Origin of the sequence: Lacrimispora sp. (assembly GCF_047605665.1) — a bacterium.
GTDB lineage: Bacteria > Bacillota > Clostridia > Lachnospirales > Lachnospiraceae > Lacrimispora.
In genome coordinates this window covers 128,324-147,761 of the sequence record NZ_JASGFH010000012.1, presented here as the reverse complement: position 1 = coordinate 147,761, position 19,438 = coordinate 128,324, and the positions used below count along the sequence as shown (strand labels likewise).

The 19,438-nt window shown below is 48.0% G+C and carries 15 protein-coding genes, 1 pseudogene and 1 other annotated feature; of the genes and pseudogenes, 4 read left to right on the top strand and 12 right to left on the bottom strand.

The window, feature by feature from the left end; all coding sequences use genetic code 11:
• From QM657_RS11725 to QM657_RS11705, 5 genes and pseudogenes are all read right to left on the bottom strand, one after another.
• Window positions 1-696: pseudogene (locus QM657_RS11725) on the bottom strand (hydroxylamine reductase); the annotation flags it as partial.
• Between the two features lie 182 nt (window positions 697-878).
• On the bottom strand, window positions 879-1,343 hold the full coding sequence (locus QM657_RS11720) for a pyridoxamine 5'-phosphate oxidase family protein (protein ID WP_415066842.1): 465 nt from the start codon (window positions 1,341-1,343) through the stop codon (window positions 879-881).
• A 38-nt stretch (window positions 1,344-1,381) separates the two neighbouring features.
• Complete coding sequence (locus QM657_RS11715) at window positions 1,382-1,993, bottom strand: DNA-3-methyladenine glycosylase (RefSeq protein WP_415066841.1); 612 nt, start codon at window positions 1,991-1,993, stop codon at window positions 1,382-1,384.
• 292 nt (window positions 1,994-2,285) lie between these two features.
• Window positions 2,286-3,155, bottom strand: coding sequence for a shikimate dehydrogenase (gene aroE, locus QM657_RS11710; protein ID WP_415066840.1), 870 nt, complete (start codon window positions 3,153-3,155; stop codon window positions 2,286-2,288).
• A 28-nt stretch (window positions 3,156-3,183) separates the two neighbouring features.
• Window positions 3,184-3,855 carry a DUF554 domain-containing protein gene (locus QM657_RS11705; protein ID WP_415066839.1) on the bottom strand — a complete coding sequence of 224 codons (672 nt, stop codon included), beginning with the start codon at window positions 3,853-3,855 and terminating at the stop codon, window positions 3,184-3,186.
• 165 nt (window positions 3,856-4,020) lie between these two features.
• On the opposite strand from QM657_RS11705, the gene QM657_RS11700 reads away from it, so the two are divergent.
• The gene (locus QM657_RS11700; RefSeq protein ID WP_415066838.1) at window positions 4,021-5,007 is read left to right on the top strand and encodes an aromatic acid exporter family protein; all 987 of its coding nucleotides are present in this window, start codon (window positions 4,021-4,023) and stop codon (window positions 5,005-5,007) included.
• On the opposite strand, the gene QM657_RS11695 is transcribed toward QM657_RS11700, so the two are convergent.
• The 3 genes from QM657_RS11695 to QM657_RS11685 form a co-directional block, all read right to left on the bottom strand.
• Window positions 4,971-5,540, bottom strand: coding sequence for an N-acetylmuramoyl-L-alanine amidase family protein (locus tag QM657_RS11695; RefSeq protein ID WP_415066837.1), 570 nt, complete (start codon window positions 5,538-5,540; stop codon window positions 4,971-4,973). The two genes, QM657_RS11700 and QM657_RS11695, sit on opposite strands and share 37 nt — an antisense overlap.
• An 87-nt stretch (window positions 5,541-5,627) precedes the next feature.
• Window positions 5,628-6,845, bottom strand: coding sequence for an aminotransferase class I/II-fold pyridoxal phosphate-dependent enzyme (locus tag QM657_RS11690; protein WP_415066836.1), 1,218 nt, complete (start codon window positions 6,843-6,845; stop codon window positions 5,628-5,630).
• Between the two features lie 67 nt (window positions 6,846-6,912).
• Window positions 6,913-7,168, bottom strand: a binding site (T-box leader).
• A 72-nt stretch (window positions 7,169-7,240) separates the two neighbouring features.
• Window positions 7,241-7,855: an HD-GYP domain-containing protein gene (locus tag QM657_RS11685; protein WP_415066835.1), complete on the bottom strand. Its 615-nt coding sequence runs from the start codon at window positions 7,853-7,855 to the stop codon at window positions 7,241-7,243.
• Between the two features lie 206 nt (window positions 7,856-8,061).
• Between QM657_RS11685 and QM657_RS11680 the strand changes: the two genes are divergently transcribed.
• On the top strand, window positions 8,062-8,364 hold the full coding sequence (locus QM657_RS11680) for a helix-turn-helix domain-containing protein (protein ID WP_415066849.1): 303 nt from the start codon (window positions 8,062-8,064) through the stop codon (window positions 8,362-8,364).
• Window positions 8,365-8,451: 87 nt separating this feature from the next.
• Here the strand turns inward: QM657_RS11680 and mef(A) are convergent, their stop codons facing one another.
• Together mef(A) and QM657_RS11670 are read right to left on the bottom strand one after the other, a co-directional pair.
• Window positions 8,452-9,666, bottom strand: a complete 1,215-nt coding sequence (mef(A), locus tag QM657_RS11675) for a macrolide efflux MFS transporter Mef(A) (RefSeq protein ID WP_415066834.1) — start codon at window positions 9,664-9,666, stop codon at window positions 8,452-8,454.
• A 328-nt stretch (window positions 9,667-9,994) separates the two neighbouring features.
• Window positions 9,995-10,453 carry a YaiI/YqxD family protein gene (locus QM657_RS11670; protein WP_415066833.1) on the bottom strand — a complete coding sequence of 153 codons (459 nt, stop codon included), beginning with the start codon at window positions 10,451-10,453 and terminating at the stop codon, window positions 9,995-9,997.
• 186 nt (window positions 10,454-10,639) lie between these two features.
• On the opposite strand from QM657_RS11670, the gene QM657_RS11665 reads away from it, so the two are divergent.
• Entirely contained in the window at window positions 10,640-10,780 is a 141-nt protein-coding gene (locus QM657_RS11665) for a hypothetical protein (RefSeq protein ID WP_415066832.1), read from the top strand.
• A gap of 174 nt (window positions 10,781-10,954) precedes the next feature.
• On the opposite strand, the gene QM657_RS11660 is transcribed toward QM657_RS11665, so the two are convergent.
• Window positions 10,955-17,608, bottom strand: coding sequence for an S-layer homology domain-containing protein (locus tag QM657_RS11660; RefSeq protein WP_415066831.1), 6,654 nt, complete (start codon window positions 17,606-17,608; stop codon window positions 10,955-10,957).
• Between the two features lie 332 nt (window positions 17,609-17,940).
• On the opposite strand from QM657_RS11660, the gene QM657_RS11655 reads away from it, so the two are divergent.
• Window positions 17,941-18,564 (top strand): TetR/AcrR family transcriptional regulator, encoded by a 624-nt coding sequence (locus QM657_RS11655; protein ID WP_415066830.1) that lies wholly within the window; start codon window positions 17,941-17,943, stop codon window positions 18,562-18,564.
• Window positions 18,565-18,709: 145 nt separating this feature from the next.
• On the opposite strand, the gene QM657_RS11650 is transcribed toward QM657_RS11655, so the two are convergent.
• Complete coding sequence (locus QM657_RS11650) at window positions 18,710-19,348, bottom strand: RpiB/LacA/LacB family sugar-phosphate isomerase (protein ID WP_415066829.1); 639 nt, start codon at window positions 19,346-19,348, stop codon at window positions 18,710-18,712.
• Window positions 19,349-19,438 lie beyond the last annotated feature (90 nt).

The following is a 19,438-nucleotide window of genomic DNA, read 5'->3' as shown; positions in this document are numbered from 1 at the left end:
GATAGCCGGGTTCTTTCTAACACCGATATTGACAGATGTAATCTCCGGATTTCCGTAACGGGATGTGTTGGCCTCATCAAGAAGAGCCATGGTCTTTACGCCGTATTCTCCGGTCTTTAATGTCAGTGCAACCAGATCATCAGCAGAAAGGCTGTCGTCTAAAGTTGCTGCAAGTCCTTCATACATGAAAGCGAAGATGGAAGCATCTTCCTTGCCGATATTGTATGCGTGCTCTGCGTAAGCAGCCATTCCCTTGATTCCGTAAATGATCAGTTCTCTTAAGGAACGGACATCTTCGTTTTCTGTGGAAAGAACTCCAACAGTTGCTGCTTTTTCAAGCATGGAAGCTCTGTCTCCTACGGTAAATACTGCTGCATCGTTATTTCCTGTGTAGCCTGTCTTCTTTGCAAGCTCATCTCTTAAGCCAAGTACCTTTACAATCTGCTTTTCAATGGCGTCTGCATCAAAGTTTGCGTTTGTAATTGTGATAAAGATGCTTGTCAATACCTCATGATTGATTTCAGCCAGCTCTGCAACGTTAGCTTTTGTCTTTACAATAATTTCAGAAATTCCTTTCGTTGCATAAATCAGCAAGTCCTGAAGCTTTGCTACTTCCTCATTCTTACCGCAGACGCCCTTAATGGTGCAACCTGCGTTTTTTGCTGTTTCCTGACACTGATAGCAAAACATGCTCATATTCTATTACCTCCATTGTAAAATTTTATGCATAACACCGGGGGATGCCGGTGCGTGTGCTCGTGTTTTCTTTACTTCTTTTAGAGGATATCATTTGATGTCAGTTTTGTCTGTTGTAATAACAACACATTTGATTTTTTTACGATTTATTTTAAAAACTTCTTCAATTTAACCTATTTTGCCTACTTTCTGCTCTTTCCTGAAATATGGGTGACGTTCATTTTAAACAGATGGGCTCTGGAACCCGATTTTTCCACATAAAGCTTTCCGCCCTCCACAAAGTCCGGGGAATACTTAAAAATCAGTTCCATCAGTGCAGCTTGTTTTTCCTCTTCCTTTACCTCGTCTATTTCTCCGAACGCGATCACACTCTCATAATTGGTGCTGAACCGCTCCGGTACCACGCAGGTTTTTCCCACCACGCAGAATGAAACTTTGGGATTGGAGGATATGTTGTCCAGCTTATGTCCTTCTTTTGCCCCGTGAAAATAGATGGCATCATCTTTATAAACGTAGCTTAAGGGGATTCCATAGGCCTGTCCTTCCTGATCTGAGGTGGATAAAACTCCATATTCCCCATTCTTTAAAATTTCCAGGCTTTCCTCCATGGGCAGTTCTCTGTCTTTTCTTCTTATTTCACGAAACATATCTCTTCCTGTCCCTTCTATTATATAATATATCGAAATTATTTTACAGAAACATAAGGATTACCTTCTATATAAAACCTCCAGAGAAAATCCCTGGCTTCCTCCGCATAATCAATTCCTACCCGCCTGGATTCTGCTATGGAAAAACCGTCTGTTTCTCCCTCTTCCACATACAGCCTGCTGCCGCATAAGTCTTCCCCATTGAGTTCCTTATCAATCAGGAAGGCTCTGCAGAGCTTTCCCGGCCCGCTGGTCAGCCCTGTGATCTGTTTTTTATTCAGTTCGCCGTAGGGCTTCTGATACCGGTTATGGGATATCATATCCAGCCCTTCCACCGGCTCCAAAGCCCGGATGAGAACCGCCTGGGGAACCCCTTGTGGCCCGGTGACCATATTAAAACAGTGGTACATGCCGTATATGAGATACACGTAGGAATGACCCGGCTCACCATACATGACTTCCACCCTGGGAGTTCTCTTTCCTCCGTAGGAATGGGCGGCCTTGTCGATCACTCCCATATAAGCTTCTGTTTCCACGATTCTGGCGCTGATTCTTTTCCCGCCTGTTTCATGAACCAGTATTTTTCCCAGCAGCTCTTTGGCAACGATGATAGAATCTCTGTTATAAAAATCTCTGTTTAATGTCTTCATGATTAATGATCAATAGTCCTTTGCATCGAATTCTTTATCTTAATAATAATACTTCCTGTCCTCTTCTGCAAGGGACCTTTTCTCTTCTCTATGGATAATTTCATTATACCACAACAGAACTAAAACAGGGAGTTCTTTTGCATATTTCAAGGTAAAAAAAGAGGCGGCGGATGCCCGCAGCCTCAAGCCTTTAACTGATTTCCTGTTCCAACGATTATGATATCAGCTCCCGTATCCGCCATTTGTATCGGAACCCCCAGGGCCTCCTCCTAAATCAAAAGCATGGGTATAATTATTTAAAAAGCAGCTCCTTTACACCCTCTACCGGCATGTCCAGCCCGGTGAACAGCTTAAATGCCGCTGCTCCCTGCCACACAAGCATTCCCTGACCATTAATACAGGTGCATCCGGCTTCCTTCGCTTCTCTCAGCAGCCTGGTTTCCTTTGGATTATATACCGCATCCACCACCACAAGACCCGGACGGAACATGGAAACATCTTTTACCACGCTCTGATTCTCCATAGGCTTCATGCCCACGATGGTCGCATTGGCAAACACCTGGCTGGAAGCGATTTCTCTTCTCATGATTTCCATATCTTCAATGTCATAAACATTGATCACACACTCCGGCTTTTCCTCTTTGATCTTTTCCGCCAGACGAAGGGTGCGGTCAAAAAATTCATCCTTAATATTGAAAACAGAAATTTCTCTGGCACCTTCCAGAGCGCACTGTACCTGGATCGCCGCCGCTGCGCCGCCGCCGCCGCAGACAGTGATCTTATTTCCGGCAATCTCCACTCCGTGATCCCGAAGGTTGTCCACAAAGCCTTCGCCGTCGGTCATGTATCCTATCAGCCTGTCGTCCTCTTCCACAACTGTGTTGACTGCACCGATGATGCGGGCCGCGGGAGATAACTCATCCATGTATTTTGCAGCTTCATTTTTACAGGGCATTGTCACATTAAAGCCTTTTACATGAAAGGTCTTCATGGCTTCAATGGCCTTTTCCACCTCATCCACCTTCACATCAAAAGCCAGATAGGCATAGTCAAGCCCCAGCTTTTCAAAGCAGTAATTGTACATGGCCGGTGAGCCGGAATGCCCGATGGGGGAGCCGATCAGCGCCATTAAACCCGTTTTTCCTGAAATCCTTTTTTCCATAATTATTTTTCTCCTTTCAACTCTTCTGTCACGGCTTTACCAGAAACCACAAAACCGGAATCAATAAGGCCGGCAGCATATTCAGAGATTTGCAGTCCTTGATCTTTAAAATAGAAAGGCCGGAACTGAAAATCAAAAAACCTCCCACAAGGGAAATCTCCGTCAGCAACTCTCCTGTCAAAAACTGGGACAGAGCTCCGGAAAACAGATAGATGCTTCCCTGCCACAAAAACAGCACCGCTGCTGCCAGGGCAATCCCGATTCCATAGGTAGAAGCCAGGACCAGAGAAGTGACAAAATCAAGGGTGGCATTGGTAAAGAGATAGGTGTTGTTTCCCCTAAGAGCGCTTTCCATGGGGCCCAGAATGGACAATGTCCCGATGCAGAATAAAAGAATGGCAGTGGACAGTCCCTGCCCTAAATTCCCCTTTGAAAAACGGTTTGTAAGCCTTTCAAACCGGCCCATCAAGTCAGCCGCGGTTCCAAGAAAGCTTCCTGCCGCAAGGCTGATGATAAATAAGACCGGAAAACTGCTCTTTGGCATGTTCTGGACGATTGCATTGACACCCAAACCGCAGGCGGCAAGTCCCATGGCATTGTACAAGGCATCCTGGTAACGCTCTCCCAGGCCCTTTCTGACACAGGCGCCGATTCCGCTGCCCGCTAAAATCGCGGCAGTGTTTACAATGGTTCCTATCATAATCCTTTTCCTCCCGTAAATCCGCCTGTCCAAACAGACGCTCTGAAAAACAGTATACCAGATTTACGCTATTTTGCAAGAAACACAAATCTTTTTGATGTGATGTTTTTCCGGATATGGTATACTGAAACGGTCCAATACCATTGATTTGAGGAGAATCAAAAGATGAATAGAGAAAAAATAATCAAAAGCATTAAGATAGCCCTGGCCGCGGTTCTGGCAATTTCCATTGCGGCCAGACTTGGCTTTCAATATTCCGCAACTGCGGGCATTATCACGGTTCTCAGCATTCAAAACACAAAGAGGGAGACGCTGAGAAGCGCCAGAAACCGGGCTCTGGCATTTTTATGCGCCCTGGTTCTGGCCGCAGGAGCCTTTCACCTTCTGGGCTTTACGCTCACCGCTTTTGCCGTATACCTTATGCTGTTTTCCCTCCTCTGCCTCTATGCGGACTGGGGAGAGGCCATTGCCATGGACTCGGTTTTGATCACCCATTTTCTGTCCGAACAGTCCATGTCGCCAGCCCTCATGAGAAATGAAATCGCCCTGTTTCTCATCGGAACCTTAGTAGGCATTCTCGTCAACATGCATCTGCGCAGAAAAGGGGACGAATTCCAAAGGCTTGCAGATGAAGCGGACCGACAGGTCAAAGGCCTGCTGGAAAAGATGTCCGTCTGGCTCCTTTTAGGGGACGAAGAAAAACACGGCCCCGGCTGTCTCTCACAGCTTCAGGAGAGCCTGGCAGCAGCAAAAACATGTGCACTGAACAACTACAACAACGCCCTCTGGAAAAAGGATTCCTATGAAGTGGATTACATCCAGATGCGCCAGCAGCAAAGCATGGTCCTGCAGGAGCTTTATGAAAATGTAAAAAGCTCTGCCTGCCTTCCCAGACAGGCCCTTCATACGGCAAAGCTCATAGAAAGCATCGGTCAGAACTATCACAGAGACAATACGGCAGAGGGGCTTTTGCAGGAGCTGGACCTTTTATTTCAGGATTTAAAAGGCCACGAGCTTCCTGCCAGCCGGGAGGAGTTTGAGGCGAGAGCTATTTTATTCTACATCTTAAAACAGTTAAAAGAGCTTTTAATCATTAAACGGGACTTTGCCCTGACTCATGCAAACCCAAAGTATCTTAAAAGTCCAAAGTAAATGCCGTAAGCAAATCCATAGGGGTTATCCCGCAGCAATGCGGAATCGACAGGGCTGCTTAAATACCCCAGTTCCACCAGATTGGCAGGCATGTTTGCATTTCTCAAAACATAGAGAGACGGGTTTTCCCGGATTCCGTTATTTCTCGTCCCAGCGAACCAGTTGATTCCGTTCATGATATCTTCCGCCACCCACTGGGCCTGAGTTCCGTACTGGTAAATGTAAACTTCTGTGCCGTTGAGGCCGGGATTGGGGCTGTAATTGCAGTGGATGCTGATGAAGTAATCGGCAGGCCACTCATTTGCCATCCGGACCCTCTCCGCCAGGCTGGTGGTGTTATTCGTTCCCAATACCGTATCCGGTGTCGGCCTTGAAACGCGGGCCTCAAATCTGGGATCGCTGTTGAGTAGGTTCAGTAAATATATCCCTACCTCATAATTGATTTCTGATTCTGTCAAGCCACCCGCTTCTGCTCCGCTGTTAAAATATCCGCTGGGGTTATGTCCCTGATCAATAAATATTTTAATAGGCATATTCGCATTCCTTTCCTATTTCACTATATTAAATATATTCATCAGAAAAGGATTTGCTGCGTGATTTGGCCAATATTTCACATTTCTCTATGCCTGCCTGTAGCCGGACAGGAAGTCTCCCAGCTTGCTGCATGCCATTTTAAGCTGCTCCAGCTCCGGCAGATAGACGATCCGGAAATGGTCCGGCCTCTCCCAGTGGAAGCCCCCTCCATGAGTCAGAAGAATCTGTTTTTCTCTTAAAAAGTCCAGGACAAACCTCTCATCATCGTAAATGCCGAATTTTTTGATATCGATTTTCGGGAACACGTAAAAGGCTGCTTTGGGCCTGACACATGTGATTCCGGGGATGTCATTTAATGCCCGGTGAATGTATTCTCTCTGCTCATAGACCCTTCCTCCCGGAACCAGCAGCTTCTTCGTCTCCTCTTCCATATCGAGAGCCGGTCCGATGACCGACTGGGCGGGAACATTGGAGCAAAGCCGCATGGAGGACAGGAGATTGATTCCTTCCACATAGCCTTTTGCAAAAGACTTATCTCCGCAAAGGCTCATCCAGCCGCAGCGGTAGCCTGCGATCAGATGGGATTTTGACAGGCCGTTAAAGGTGACTGTCAAAAGATCAGGAGCCAGGGAAGCGATGGATACGTGTTCCAGTTCGTCCAGCACCAGCCTGTCATAGATTTCATCGGCAAAGATGATCAGCCCGTTCTGGCGGGCCAGCTCCACAATTTCCTCCAGGATTTCCCTGGGATACAAAGAGCCGGTGGGATTGTTGGGATTGATGATGACAATTCCCTTTGTCCTGTCTGAAATCTTCTTTTTTATGTCCTGTACGTCAGGATACCAATCTGCATTTTCATCACACACATAATGGACGGCATTTCCCCCTGCAAGAGTTACGGATGCAGTCCACAAGGGATAATCCGGTGAAGGAACGAGAATCTCATCTCCGGGATTTAAAAGCCCCTGCATGGATAAGGTGATCAGCTCGCTGACTCCATTTCCCGTGTATACATCCTCTTCCGTAATGTTCTCAATTCCCTTTTTCCTGCTGTATTTGACAATGGCCTGCCTTGCGGATAAGAGGCCCTTTGAATCGGAATACCCTTCTGTGAGCGATAAATTTTCATTCATCTGGTCGAGAAGCTCCTGGGGCGCCTGAAATCCGAAGGGGGCAGGATTTCCGATGTTCAATTTCAATATATCCATGCCCTGGCTGATCATGCGGTTGGCCTCATCCATGACCGGCCCTCTGATGTCGTAGCAAACGTGATCCAATTTACTTGATTTTTCAAAATTCCTCATAATTATGTACCTCTTTCCTAAAGTAATAAAATAAGTGAAAATTAAAAAAAGCCCTAAACGTCGAAACGTTTAGGGCGAATATACAATCCGTGTTACCACCTAAATTCAGAGAAATTCTCTGCACTCTCTACGGTACTGACATACCGAGTCCCTGTAACGTGGGAAATACGTTGAAGCCTACTGAAATGCCGGACAGTCGCCTGCCTGCAATTGTTCGGTCCAAAGCTCCGAGACTGCTTCCATACACTGAAATAAAGATTCGCACCATCCATCTTCTCTCTGAAATTCTTTGTATATGTACTATTCCTCTTCTTCGCCTTTTCACTATTTTGTGTAATGATAGCATAGGTGTCTTTTATTGTCAATCATAAATTCCGGGACTGGACTGAAAGAATTCACTGCCCGCTTAAAGGCTTTCTTCCCATGTTCGTCATGATTTTAACAAAAAGCTCTGCGACTCCCGGATCAAACTGCGTTCCGGCATTTCTTTCGATCTCCTGGATTGCCGCTTCCTTTTCCATGGCTTTGCGGTATGCCCGGTCATTGATCATGGCGTCAAAGGAGTCAGCCACTGCCAGAATGCGGCAGAAAAGGGGGATTTCCTCTCCTTTTAATCCTCTGGGATAGCCTTTCCCATCCCAGCGTTCATGATGGGCGAGAATCAGGTCTGATACAGTTCCAAGCTCCGGAATAGAACGGACAATCTGGCAGCCGATTGCAGGGTGCTCCTTCATCACATCCCATTCCTGAGGAGTGAGGGCTCCCGGTTTTTGCAGGATGTTCACGTGAATGCCCACCTTTCCGATGTCGTGCAGCAGGGCCAAAAGGGATATCTCATCCATTTCTCCGGAGGAAAAGCCCAGTCTCTGTCCGATGACGTGGCAGTATTCGCCGAGACGTTTGGAATGTTTCTCCGTTTCATCACTTTTCTCATAAAGGATGGTGAGCAATGTATCAATGGTTGCGCTGGGGCAGCTTTTGCTGTCCGGAGGCAGTTCTTTTTCTTTCATGAGCCGGTTGTCCTTCCCCTGAAATCCGATTCTCTACGCTACATTTCCATTTTCCTTTTTACATTAATATCAGGAATACCTGATTCAATCGTATATACAATTTAATTATATATAGCCCAACAGGATGTGTCAACACAAATAATAGGTTAAACAGGACATAAGTTCCCATTATGTGCGGTAAAATAGGGTAAGGTGGTGAGTGTATGATGGATGAACGTTTTGTGGCAAGGCTAACGCAGCTAAGAATAGGTAAAGGTGTTTCAGCCAGAGATATGAGCTTATCCCTGGGGCAGAGTGCGGGTTATATCAATAATATTGAAAACAGAAATAACCTGCCTTCTATGACTTCTTTTTTTGATATTTGTGAATATCTGAATATTACACCTAGGGATTTTTTTGATTTTGATTCATCAAATCCGGAACATCTCAATGATATCATCAAGGATTTGCAATGCCTCAGTAAGGAAAAGCTGGCCCATATATCGGCAATTATCAAGGATATGAGATAGGGGCAAAAAAAGGAGTCTTAAAAGCCGCAAAAATGGCTTTTAAGACTCCCTTTTTAATTATAAATGTGAACTCATTGCCCCTTGATTTTAACCGGACTTCCCGGTTCCTGCCGCCAGCGGACAGATGACGGCAATGCCGGTAATTAAAACGCCTGATATCAGAAACCAGTGATTCACGCCGATCCGGTCTGCAAAGAATCCGGAAAGAATCAGTCCGACGGGCATGGCCAGAGACATAATGCTTCCTGTCAGGGAAAATACCCGTCCCAGATACTCAGGCCTTATCTGTTCCTGAAAAAGCGCCGTCTGAACACCACTGTAAAACGGAACCGACAGCCCCATGGCCGCACAGCATACCGCAAATACGGCAAATCCATCTGGAGGAAGCAGGCCTGAAACCGTTAAACTGATTCCCATCAAAAAAATGGAGGCCGTTATCAGCAAAGTCCGCCTTTTAAATTTCCCAAACAAGCCCAGCAGCAGGCCTCCCGCCAGCATACCGCAGGCATAAGCGATTTCCGTAACAGAAACATGCACCGGCGTTCCTCCAAAGTATTCCATGCTGATCAGAGGATATAGGGCATTGATCGGCATATAGACAAACATGTATAGTGTGCCCATAATCAGCAGCGCAAACAGTTCTTTATTTTTCTTCAGTACCACAAATCCGTCTTTCATCTCCTCCAAAAAGTTCTGTTCCTGGGTTTTCTCAGCCGCCTCAGGCCTGGGAATACGCACCAGAGCTACGGTAATACACGCAATGGCTGCCCCCGCCACATCAAGGGCTATGATCGCATTCAGTTCCCAGACAGAATATAAAAATGCCGCTGCAGCCGGGCTTAAAATATAGCTTACAGACTGCAGGGACTGGCTGTAACCTGCACATTTGGTCAGCTCTTCCTTAGGCACCAGCAGAGGGGTCACCGCACTTAAGGCCGGAGAATGAAAAGCGGTTCCCACACTCCGGATAAACAGAGCCGCCATCACCAGCCAAACCGGCAGCTTCATATACATTCCAATGACGGCCAGCCCCGCTCCTGCTGCGGCAATCATCAAATCGGCGCCGATCATGATCTTCTTCCGGTCATACCGGTCCACCAGCACGCCTATGGCGGGCCCCAAAACCGTGTAGGGAAGGAATCCTGCAAAAGAAGCAACAGACAGCACCATAGCTGAACCGGTCTCCTCTGTGAGATAAAAAATCACCGCCATCTGCAGGATGGCGCTGGTCACCAGCGAAACCGCCTGCCCCGCCCATATAGTAAAAAAATTCAGTTTCCATTTTGAAATTTCGTTTATCATAGTTTTTTCTCCTCGCACTTTTTACCGTTGTTTTGTTCTGGTTTTGGGCAATAAAAAATGCAGGCTAGAATCCGCAATAGGACTTTCTGCCAGCATATCAACGTTAAAAAGACCTGGGTCAAAAACGTACCGTTTCAAAAAACGGCACACCTTTTCTGCATCCATGTCTCAATCCGTAAAATAAGCATCACAAAGAAAGCCCACTGCTGTGGAAAATATCACTGCTTCTTCATTGCCAGCTTATCTTAAACGAATATAATACATAAATTGGATGCCCTCCTCCCGTCTGTTGAAGTTATTTTACCATGGTTCAGATATTGCTGTCAATTTAAACGCTTCCGGAGATTTTTATATATTCAATCAGTCTCTCAAAAGACTCTTCAAATCTCTTGTCATCCTCTGCCGTCCGCTTGGATGTCCCCTTTAAATGATGCTTTTTTCCTGCACTTCTGGCCTTTCTTGCCATGTGGCGTTCCATCAGCATTCCGTCAATGTTCTCATTTGTATACCATTTTCCCGATTGATGGATGCAGTATGCCCCTTTTCCAAGAGCCATGGCAGCCACGCCGTAATCCTGGGTGATCACCACATCTCCCTTTTTACAAAGGCTGATCAGCGCAAAATCCACCGCATCCGCCCCGGCTCCAATGACCTTTATTTCACTGTAATCAGAGGTGAGTACGTGATTTGTGTCGCAAAGCAGCACAGATGGTATGCGATGCTTTTTTGCAATTCTCTCTGCTATCTTTACTACCGGACATGCATCTGCATCAATATATATCTTCATAAGTCTCCTTTTCCTGTATCACTTCAGTTCTTTTTCATTTAATTATTATATATAATATCATGACTTCTATTGCTTTTCTATTATTACTTTTTTATAGATTAGTGAAAACTCAAGGATTTGTTCTTGTAATTTGTCAGACAAAGAGTTATAATAAGAACAGCAAAATAATAAACGGAGGTGTTTTTTATGACAGATAAAGATCAAAAAATCACAAAACAACCTGAAGAACAGCAGCCCATAGCTATCAACCCTGTCGTAGACATTAATGACGCAGCTTGTTCTCCGGAATTTTCTGATAGTTGCAAATCCATGGATGAGGAAGAATAATCCGGCAGTATAACCGGTCTGATTCCATACATAATCAAGCATTTAAATCTTATAAAAACAAGGCTTTGCCTGCGTAAAATAAAGGGATGCTGTCCAGACAGCACCCCTTTTTTCTGTTAAAAACACCTCTGCCTTTCAGCAGTCCTCAAATGAGGATATTCTTTGCCCCTGCGGTTATTCCGTTTTTCTTACACCGTTTTCTCCGCTCTCAGACTCCCCGGCTTCAGCATTTCCTGCCAGAGAACCGTCGGGATTGAAATAGTACCACCCGCTGTCAATCTTAAGCCGTTTCCCGGCTGCCATATTGCCATAGGGGTCAAAGTAATAACGTTTGCTGCCGCCGTCTGAACCCATGTCCAGCCAGCCAACCAGCATGGTGTTACCGGAATAGAAGTGCCAGTCATGGCCGTCTTTCACCCAGCCGGTTTTCAAAATTCCGGTAGTTTCAAAGAAATATTTCACGCCGCCGATAATCTGTGTTCCGGCCAGCGCCTTGCCGTCTTTGTAGTAGAGATGCTGTCCGGCATCATTGAGCGCCCATCCCTGTGCGGCGGCGGGGTCGATGGTCACTTTGATATAGCGGTAAAGCATGGAGGAAACCTCTGCACGGGTGGTTTTGGATTTCGGATTGAATCTGTTGTTCATGCCGCCCATCATGATTCCCGCCTGCTGCATGGCGGTGACCGCCGTTTTGCAGGTGCCGCTGATCCTGGAAGCGTCCTCATAGACAGCGGCTTCACGAATCACAGGCAGCTTCTGGCCGGCGGCTTTCGCGTAATTTGCGAAGATGACTGCCATTTCTTCACGTGTTACTGCTCTGTCTGGTGCAAACTGCTGATTTTGGCTGCCCTGCATAATGCCTTTTTTGTACGCCCATTCGATATACGGTTGGAAGGCGCTGTCAGCTTTCACATCGGCAAAACTGCTTGTGGTATAGAGCCCGGTGTCCGCACCTGCCAGTCTGCCAAGGGCCGCCGCCAGCATCTCCCTCGTCATGGCGCTGTTGGGTTCAAAGGCGGTTTCCGACGCGCCGGAGACCAATCCTCTGCCCGCCGCATAATCAATGGCTTCCTTCGCCCAATGGGCATTGATATCGGTAAATGCTGTGTCTGGGGCGGCATAGCCCACGCCATACACGGAAAAATGGCCGGTGGAGAAAATCATACGCCTGCTGTTCGCATCGTACGCTGAATCCGCAATGCGGATTATCTGGTTGTTCAGCCCCACATATGCGCCATAGAGACAGCCTTCAGACTCATCTTTGCCGGGTTCTGCCGGGATACTGAGGATAGAAGTACCCGTTCCCAGCGAGGTGATATTGACTGCCTTTCCATCCTTTTCAGAACCCAGGGTAATGTCAAAAGCATTGCGCAGGCCGGTTACTGCCGCAGGGTTTACGGTAATAGCAAGATTGCCGCTGCTCTGCTCCTGAATTTCTTTCAGTGCCAACCTATCAAAGCTCATATTCACCAGCAGGCTGGAAATGTGAAAGGATGTTACACCCGCCTCCAGCAGACGGTTCAGGGCGGCCCGTTCTAAAGTGAGATCAAGCCTGACGGCGCCTGCGGCAGCTACTGAAATATTCACACTGATGCCGTTTGCGGTATTTCCTCTGGTTTTGGCAGCCGCCAGCGCTTGATCAATTGCCGCCTTTACCATACTGTCGGTTATGGTAAGGGCTGCATTGCCATTTTCCACCTGTGCAGCAGCTTCCACATTTGCGGCGGTGGGCTGATTGGGCATTACGGCAGGGACTGCGGCCGTATTGCGTGAATTATGGTTGACGGCATGAAAGGTGACATTGATCCCGGACACTTCTGTATAAAGGATGGGGTCTTCCGGCACAAACCGGACTTCAAAGGTATTGGGGCCATATACGGCGGCGTTTGATGAATTCACCCATTCAAAGTGCCCGCTGGCACTGGCCGAACCGCCTGTCAGTAATATTTGCGGCAATGGTGTTCCAGTGTAAACCGTGCCGCTGACGGCCGGGGGCCTTGTAATGACCGGAATAATCCGGCCAATGATAAAGGATGCGGAGCCGGTGCTGCCTGCATAGGGACCGGCTCCGGTGACATGGATGGCTGCAAGAGCCCCGGCATCTGTATTGTTATCATAGGAATAGGTATAATGTACGCCTTCGGTCAGAACCGTGGTTCCGTCCCAAACCTCCGGCGTTGGAGTGACAGGGCTGCCTGTATAGTCCTGCATTCCAACAGAAGCCACTGCGAAGGTGATCACACGGGAATTTACTGTAACATTAAACCCAGCGGACTTGGTTTTATAATCGTGATCCTCCGCTTTTGTTGCGGTGATATTCACCTCTCCGGCACCGGTGGGGATCAGCGTTGTTCCATTGATCTGGCCGGGGCCGCCGGTCACTGTAAAGCAAAGGGCACCGGTGCCGGAACCGCCGCTGACAAGCGTGGATAAATCCAGTGTTTCGCCGTAGCATATCGTGCTATCCGCTGCGATGACATCTGCCTGTTCGGATTTTGTAAATCGGTATTCCAGCGCCATGCTGGTTTTGCTCTCGTAGTTACTGTCCCCGCTGTACTCCACCGTAAAGCCGTATTCATTGGTCACACCTGCCGGGACAAAGAGTGCGGTATTATCTGGCAGAGTCACCATTGTCAAGGTATCCATCCCTGCTCTGAAAATCAGGGTTCCCGTCGCATCGGTAGGAAGGGCAGCTATCAGGGTTACGCTGCCGGGGCGGGGGCGTGTATCGGCGGGATCAGCCGTCAGCGTCAGAGGCGGAGCTGCTTTATTGATGTCGAAATCTGCGGTGGCCGTCGCAGCATTGTAGTTGGAAGTAGCTGTTGAGGTGCCGCGCACAGTATAACTTCCTGTCGCAGCCGGCACAATCGAAGTATAGGTGCTGTCATTTGCGCCCTGAACCTTGTATTCATATGACACCAGGCCAGCACTGGCATTGGTATCAGCCGTTGGGGAAGGCGTCTGCCCGTAAGTGATATCGGGGCAGGAAATATTCAGCGTATTATCTGCTTTGTCAATGGTAAAATCCACTGCTGCCGACGCAGAATTATAATTTGCTGTTGGTGCCGAGGTGCCTCTCACGGTATAGCTTCCCGCATCAGCCGGTATAACTGAGGCATATGTGCCGTCATCTGAACCCCGGACCTTGTATTCATATGATACTGTCCCACCGCCGGTATTGGTCACAACAGATGGTGCCGGGACTTGTCCATACGTAATATCTGCGCAGGAAATGCTCAAGGTGTTATCTGCCTTGCCGATGGTAAAGGCGGCGGAACTTATACTGCCCGCATAATCACCTATACCGGTAATTCTCACCGTTGCCGAAGTTCCGGCATTGACATTGTTCTCATAGCTGTAGGTGAAATCAACACCCTTTGTAAGCAGTGTCCCCTCATCTCTCACCTCCGGTTCGGGAGTGAACGCGCTGCCGGTGTATATCTCTGAAGAAATAGGCGCAATGCTGAAGCTGGCGTTATTCTTGGGCGTGATCGCGAAATAGACGGTTGTTCCTGAGAACGAAAGCGTATAGTTGCTGCTTCCCAAAAGCGTTCCCTGTGTAACTCCGTAGCTGCCCACGCGATTCCCCGGATTCCTGCCCAAAGCACCGGGCAGCGAATCACCGGACTCTAAAGACGGGGACACCGTATATTTCAGCACAGGATCGGGCTGCCCATACATCTTGCTCTGACCGCCCACCGGTATGACGGTAACTGACTTAGGGAGGATGCTGTAGGATGCAAGGGGAAAGCTGACGCCGTTTATGTTTGCGCTTTCGGCAATGCTTACAGTCACTTGATAATCCCCGGCATCCTTGGGAGGGGTCATTGACTGGGGATAGACAGTTCCGTTCCTGCCTTCATAATAGACGTTGATGGACAAACCCAGCCCCTTTTTATCACTTACCGGACCGATGCCCGTTGCTGTGCCGTCATAGGTGCGGTCTGTGATTGGGTTAAACTGCAAATCTCCGAATTTCGGTGTATAGCGTGTGACAATCAAGGTGAAGTTTTGCATTGCGTCAGGAGGAGAATCGTTGGACACTTTAATGGTAAAGGTGTGGGTTCCGGCAGGCGTTGTTCCGTCCAGGAACACAAACCCGGTATTTTCAATAGACACGCCGGTGGGTGCGCCAATCAGAGAAAAGCTGAAAGGAGTTTGTCCGGTTGCCTGAACCTGAAAGCTTATGGGATCACCATAAGACCATATTAAACTGCTTCCTGTATAGATAACGGGCGGCTCCCTGGGATCAATGGTCAGGGCCGCCGGGATGCCGGTGCCAAAGTAGGAATTAGAGGCCCGTACCATAAATCTGTAGGTCTCCCCGTTGGTGAGCCCGCTGACGGTATAAGTCTTTCCCATACCCGCCGACAGCCATGTTTTGGTTACCGGATGAAACACTTGATATCCGGACACGACATCACCGCCATAAAACGAAGGCTCCGCCCAGGAGAGCGTGATTTTTCGGTTTCCTCTGACTGCCTTTAAGTCTCTGGGAGGAGTGGGTACCTGGTCAGGAATCCAGTCAGCAATTGCACTGGTACCGTAACGGTTCACCGCCCGAACCTGTACATAACACCAGCTTGATATGCCCAGCCCCATTAATTTACAGGAAAAAGAGCCTTGAACCTGAAACCAGGGTGCGGTTTCCAACCAATATGGATTATTGGTATACCGTACCTCATAATACAGAATTTCACCGGTTCCCGGATCGCTGGGTGCATCCCAGGCGGCAGTATACCGATCATCGGAGAAATATGCCATAAGATTTTGGGGAGCAGAGGAGATTTTGCCTGGGGTTTTTTGGATTATGGCCAGTGAGCCATTTCCGTTGCTGTTTACGGCGCGCACCCGAAAGGTATAGGCGGTGCCGTTGGTAAGTCCGGTAAAATCATAGGTCAATTTGCTCTTGTCAACAGAGATCCATGCATCGTTGTCTTTTCTCACTTCATAACGAAGAATTGGGTTTTCTCCTGCTCTTGCAGGCTGGGACCACTTCAGGGTCACTTTGCGGTCGCCGTGCAAGGCGATGAACTCCCTGGGCACAGAAGGCAAAATCGGACTCAGATGCTGAGGAATATCCCCGGTCTGTATTCCTTCAGGAAAACCGGAGAGTACGGGAAGAGAGGCGAACTGGAATTCCCATTCCCCAGAAGGGTATCCCATATCTGTAAAAAAGTCCTCCGCTTTAATTTCTGCGGCGGTCCTGCCTGTTCCATCATTTCCGCCGCCTCCGGTTTTGGACATCCCCGAAAATGAGATGCTGCCGGTGATATCCGTATACCACTCGTCATAGCCTCCAACAAGCCGCCCCACCTTCGGTCCGCCGTATCCGCTGTAGTCACCCCGCACACTGACATTTAAGGCCGCGCAATTTTCAAGGGCTGAGGGCGTATCAAAAGAACCTGAGATAGAGCCCACAATGCCACCCACACTCATAGATCCCCTGATCTCACCCAAAGCGAAGCAGTTTTTCAGGGTTGATTGCCTTACCGAGCCGGCCACTCCCCCCACATTTTGAAGATAGCCGGAAACCCCCTCCCCCATTACACCATAAAGGGAGTAGCAGTTAATAATCGTTCCATAGCTTACAGAACCGGCCACACCTCCGGCATTGAAAGGAGAAAGGCCAATCCCACGCACATCACAGGCGGAAAAGCTGCTTTCAATGCTGCTGTTCATCATACTGCCGGCTGTCTGGTCATATGCCGCCCAACCGACAATGCCGCCAATATATCCATTTCCAAAAACTGTTCCGCCTGCCACTGCCGAGTGGGTCACACTCCCCCAAAGCTCGCCCGCTATGGCGCCCACTTTTTCCTTACCGGTGATGTGTACTTTTGTGACAATCAGATTGGAAATTGATCCCTTTACCATACCGAACAGACCGACATGGTCTGTGTTGGGGGCGCTGATTTTCAGATTGCTGATGGTGTTGCCATTGCCCTCAAAGGTTCCGGAAAATGGCTTTGATGCGGTTCCAATGGGCGTCCAGTTATCATACCCGGAAAGGTCGATGTCATCCATAAGGCTGATCGTTCTTCCCGAAAAATCAAATGAGCTGCCACGGGTGCCATTTACAATATCCGCAAGCCCCTGCAACTGTGCCGCGTCGCTGATTTCAAATTCAGACGCAGCTATGTTGTCATCGTACCAGGAATAATCCGCACCTGTGCCGGTTAGAGCCAGCCGCATGGCAAGTCCTGCTGCTACCGTAATCTGCGGTATCACAATACCATCGGCAAACGTATAACCTTTCGGAATTTCAGGTGTAAATATGTACTCGCCCGGCGTGCTGCCATCGTATTCCGGTGAAGAAGCCCATGTGACGGGCAGCGAAACCGTGATTTCAGCTGCGGCATCCTCATCGTCCCCCTGAGGCTCTGCTTCGGAGCTGCCGCCTGTTTCCTCTGCGTCTGAGGGAGATGCGGTTTCCTCCGCTTCTGAGGGAGATGCGGTTTCATCTCCTGCTCCGCTTTCACCATCATTCAGCCCATCAACGTCACTCCCGAAACCGCTCTCAATACCGTCACCGGCCAAATCCACATCCGCTTCCCCGGAATCCGGCACTGGTTCCTCTTCCAAAGCTGCAAGCCGCATGGTCACTGTCAGGGCATACGGCAGTTTCAAATCCTCTTGGGAGGTGCCAAGCGGTACACTCTGCACTGCGATGTCCGGCTCCAGTGCCTCAAAGACGGTAATCTCACCGCTGGCATAAGAGGGGAGCATGTCTGTATCCGCTGACACTGATACAGGAATCATACCTGCAACGATGATGACAGACAGCATCATAGCTGTGACTCTGTGAATTAATTGCCTTCTGTTCATACGTTTTCCTCCATCTTGTATTTTAAAAAACTTGTTCTAACATCAATACTTGAAGCTTGATTTGATTGATGCGAAACCGATATTAGTAACCCATTTCACAAACTCAGTTTAGATACTTAGTTTATTTTACCGTACTTTTCTAAAAAAATCAAGGGGAGAAGAACCGTGGAACATTTGCAGAATTTACTGCCGTCATCCCTCCTGTCTGTTGTTCTCGCTTGAATTTCAGCCCGCCCAATGCTATACTAAAACGCATAAACCCAATTCACTGAACAAATTTACAAAACTTAAGTATCGCACTTGATGTTTGGAGAATTCGAGAGGAGACAATCATGCGGCAGAAAAAACCGGATAAAAGAAAGGTGCAGGGTGCTGAAACCAAGAAGAAACTATATGAAATTGCTGAAAGGCTGTTTTCTGAACGCAACTTTTCAGATGTTATGGTGGAAGACATCACCGATGAGGCTGGAGTTACAAAAGGAGCTTTTTATGTGCATTTCGAATCCAAGAATGCTCTGATTGCCAGTGTAATTGCAAACCACGCTGCCAGCACTGATATGGATTACAAAACCTTTTTAGAAGGATTGCCTGTCCAAATGCCGGCGGCTGAAATACTGCTGGCTCTAACGGAAAAGATAGCCGAGGTGCTGACCGGCACAATCGGATTTGAAAATATGAAAAAGGTATATCAGATGCTGCTGACTGAAACAGTGGATACCGAGGCGGTCAAAGGATACGACAGAGAACTGTATGCACTGTTTTATCAAATACTGGAAAAGGGAATCCATCAGGGAGAACTCAAAAGCACCATGCCCGCTGAGGTGCTGGCACGGCACTTTGTTGCGGCGCTTCGGGGTATCAGCTACGAGTGGTGCATCCGCTATCCTGACTTTGATCTGAAAAAACAGGCTGTGGATCATTGCAGGCTGCTGATAGAGGGAATCCAGGTAAAGTAGACTTGTTTTCCCACCGCTATTGGCACTTTGGCCTGACGAATCCTGCCGGGCCTGACACCGCAAATTTACATCAAAAAAAGCCGCAGGACTTTAAAAATCCTGCGGCTTTTCTTAAAAATTGAAAACATCTTTATTGACCTGGGCCTTAGGCCAGCAGGCTTTTTACATATTCTCCAATGGCTTCATCTTTACAGTTAGGGAAAAACAGCTCTGCAAATTTTTCGCCCTTAACGGCTCCCTTAACCAGCTCCTGGTCAAGGCCCTTTAAGCATGTCAGAATATCTTTTAAATTATTCTCTCTCACTGCATCCAGGATTTTCTTATTTCTCTGCTCCGGAACAGCTCTTTCTCTGGGATACCCCTGGCCGCTCTCTTCTGAGAACAGCTTCTCAAATGTATACTCTAAATTCAGCTCTGCACCCCATCCAAATCCCTTTGCAAAAGGCATGGAAATGGCATTTCCGTCGTTGATCTGAGCGAACATATAACCGTCGCTGGGGTCAATGACAAGGCCGCAGATCACGCCTGGAAAGCTGTTTAATGCCAGCATGGCTCCTGCTCCGGTTCCGCATCCTGTGATTACATAATCAGCCGCACCGGAATTTAAAAGAATTGCTGCCAGAATTCCGTTCTGCACATAAGTCAGAGAGCACTCATCCTCCGGGGAATACATTCCATAGTTGTCCACCGCATAGCCTTTTGTGTCTGCAACCTTCTTCAAGCTGTTATAAATCAACTGGTTTTTAGCCGCCTGGCTGTTTTCATTTATCAATGCGATTCTCATGCTTACCCATCTCCTTTTATCTGATTATATTGGTTTCCGGTTCATCACTTATGTATGACCCTGCTGCACCTTGAAGTATATTGGAAAATA

Excerpts from the sequence above, each read along its gene's own strand:
- QM657_RS11690 (WP_415066836.1), bottom strand. The coding sequence starts at position 6,845 with ATGAGGAATTTTGAAAAATCAAGTAAATTGGATCACGTTTGCTACGAC.
- aroE (WP_415066840.1), bottom strand. The coding sequence starts at position 3,155 with ATGGAAAAAAGGATTTCAGGAAAAACGGGTTTAATGGCGCTGATCGGC.
- QM657_RS11715 (WP_415066841.1), bottom strand. The coding sequence starts at position 1,993 with ATGAAGACATTAAACAGAGATTTTTATAACAGAGATTCTATCATCGTT.
- QM657_RS11665 (WP_415066832.1), top strand. The coding sequence starts at position 10,640 with ATGACAGATAAAGATCAAAAAATCACAAAACAACCTGAAGAACAGCAG.
- QM657_RS11685 (WP_415066835.1), bottom strand. The coding sequence starts at position 7,855 with ATGAAAGAAAAAGAACTGCCTCCGGACAGCAAAAGCTGCCCCAGCGCA.
- QM657_RS11680 (WP_415066849.1), top strand. The coding sequence starts at position 8,062 with ATGGATGAACGTTTTGTGGCAAGGCTAACGCAGCTAAGAATAGGTAAA.
- QM657_RS11655 (WP_415066830.1), top strand. The coding sequence starts at position 17,941 with ATGCGGCAGAAAAAACCGGATAAAAGAAAGGTGCAGGGTGCTGAAACC.
- QM657_RS11720 (WP_415066842.1), bottom strand. The coding sequence starts at position 1,343 with ATGTTTCGTGAAATAAGAAGAAAAGACAGAGAACTGCCCATGGAGGAA.
- QM657_RS11670 (WP_415066833.1), bottom strand. The coding sequence starts at position 10,453 with ATGAAGATATATATTGATGCAGATGCATGTCCGGTAGTAAAGATAGCA.
- QM657_RS11695 (WP_415066837.1), bottom strand. The coding sequence starts at position 5,540 with ATGCCTATTAAAATATTTATTGATCAGGGACATAACCCCAGCGGATAT.
- QM657_RS11705 (WP_415066839.1), bottom strand. The coding sequence starts at position 3,855 with ATGATAGGAACCATTGTAAACACTGCCGCGATTTTAGCGGGCAGCGGA.
- QM657_RS11650 (WP_415066829.1), bottom strand. The coding sequence starts at position 19,348 with ATGAGAATCGCATTGATAAATGAAAACAGCCAGGCGGCTAAAAACCAG.
- QM657_RS11660 (WP_415066831.1), bottom strand. The coding sequence starts at position 17,608 with ATGAACAGAAGGCAATTAATTCACAGAGTCACAGCTATGATGCTGTCT.
- QM657_RS11700 (WP_415066838.1), top strand. The coding sequence starts at position 4,021 with ATGAATAGAGAAAAAATAATCAAAAGCATTAAGATAGCCCTGGCCGCG.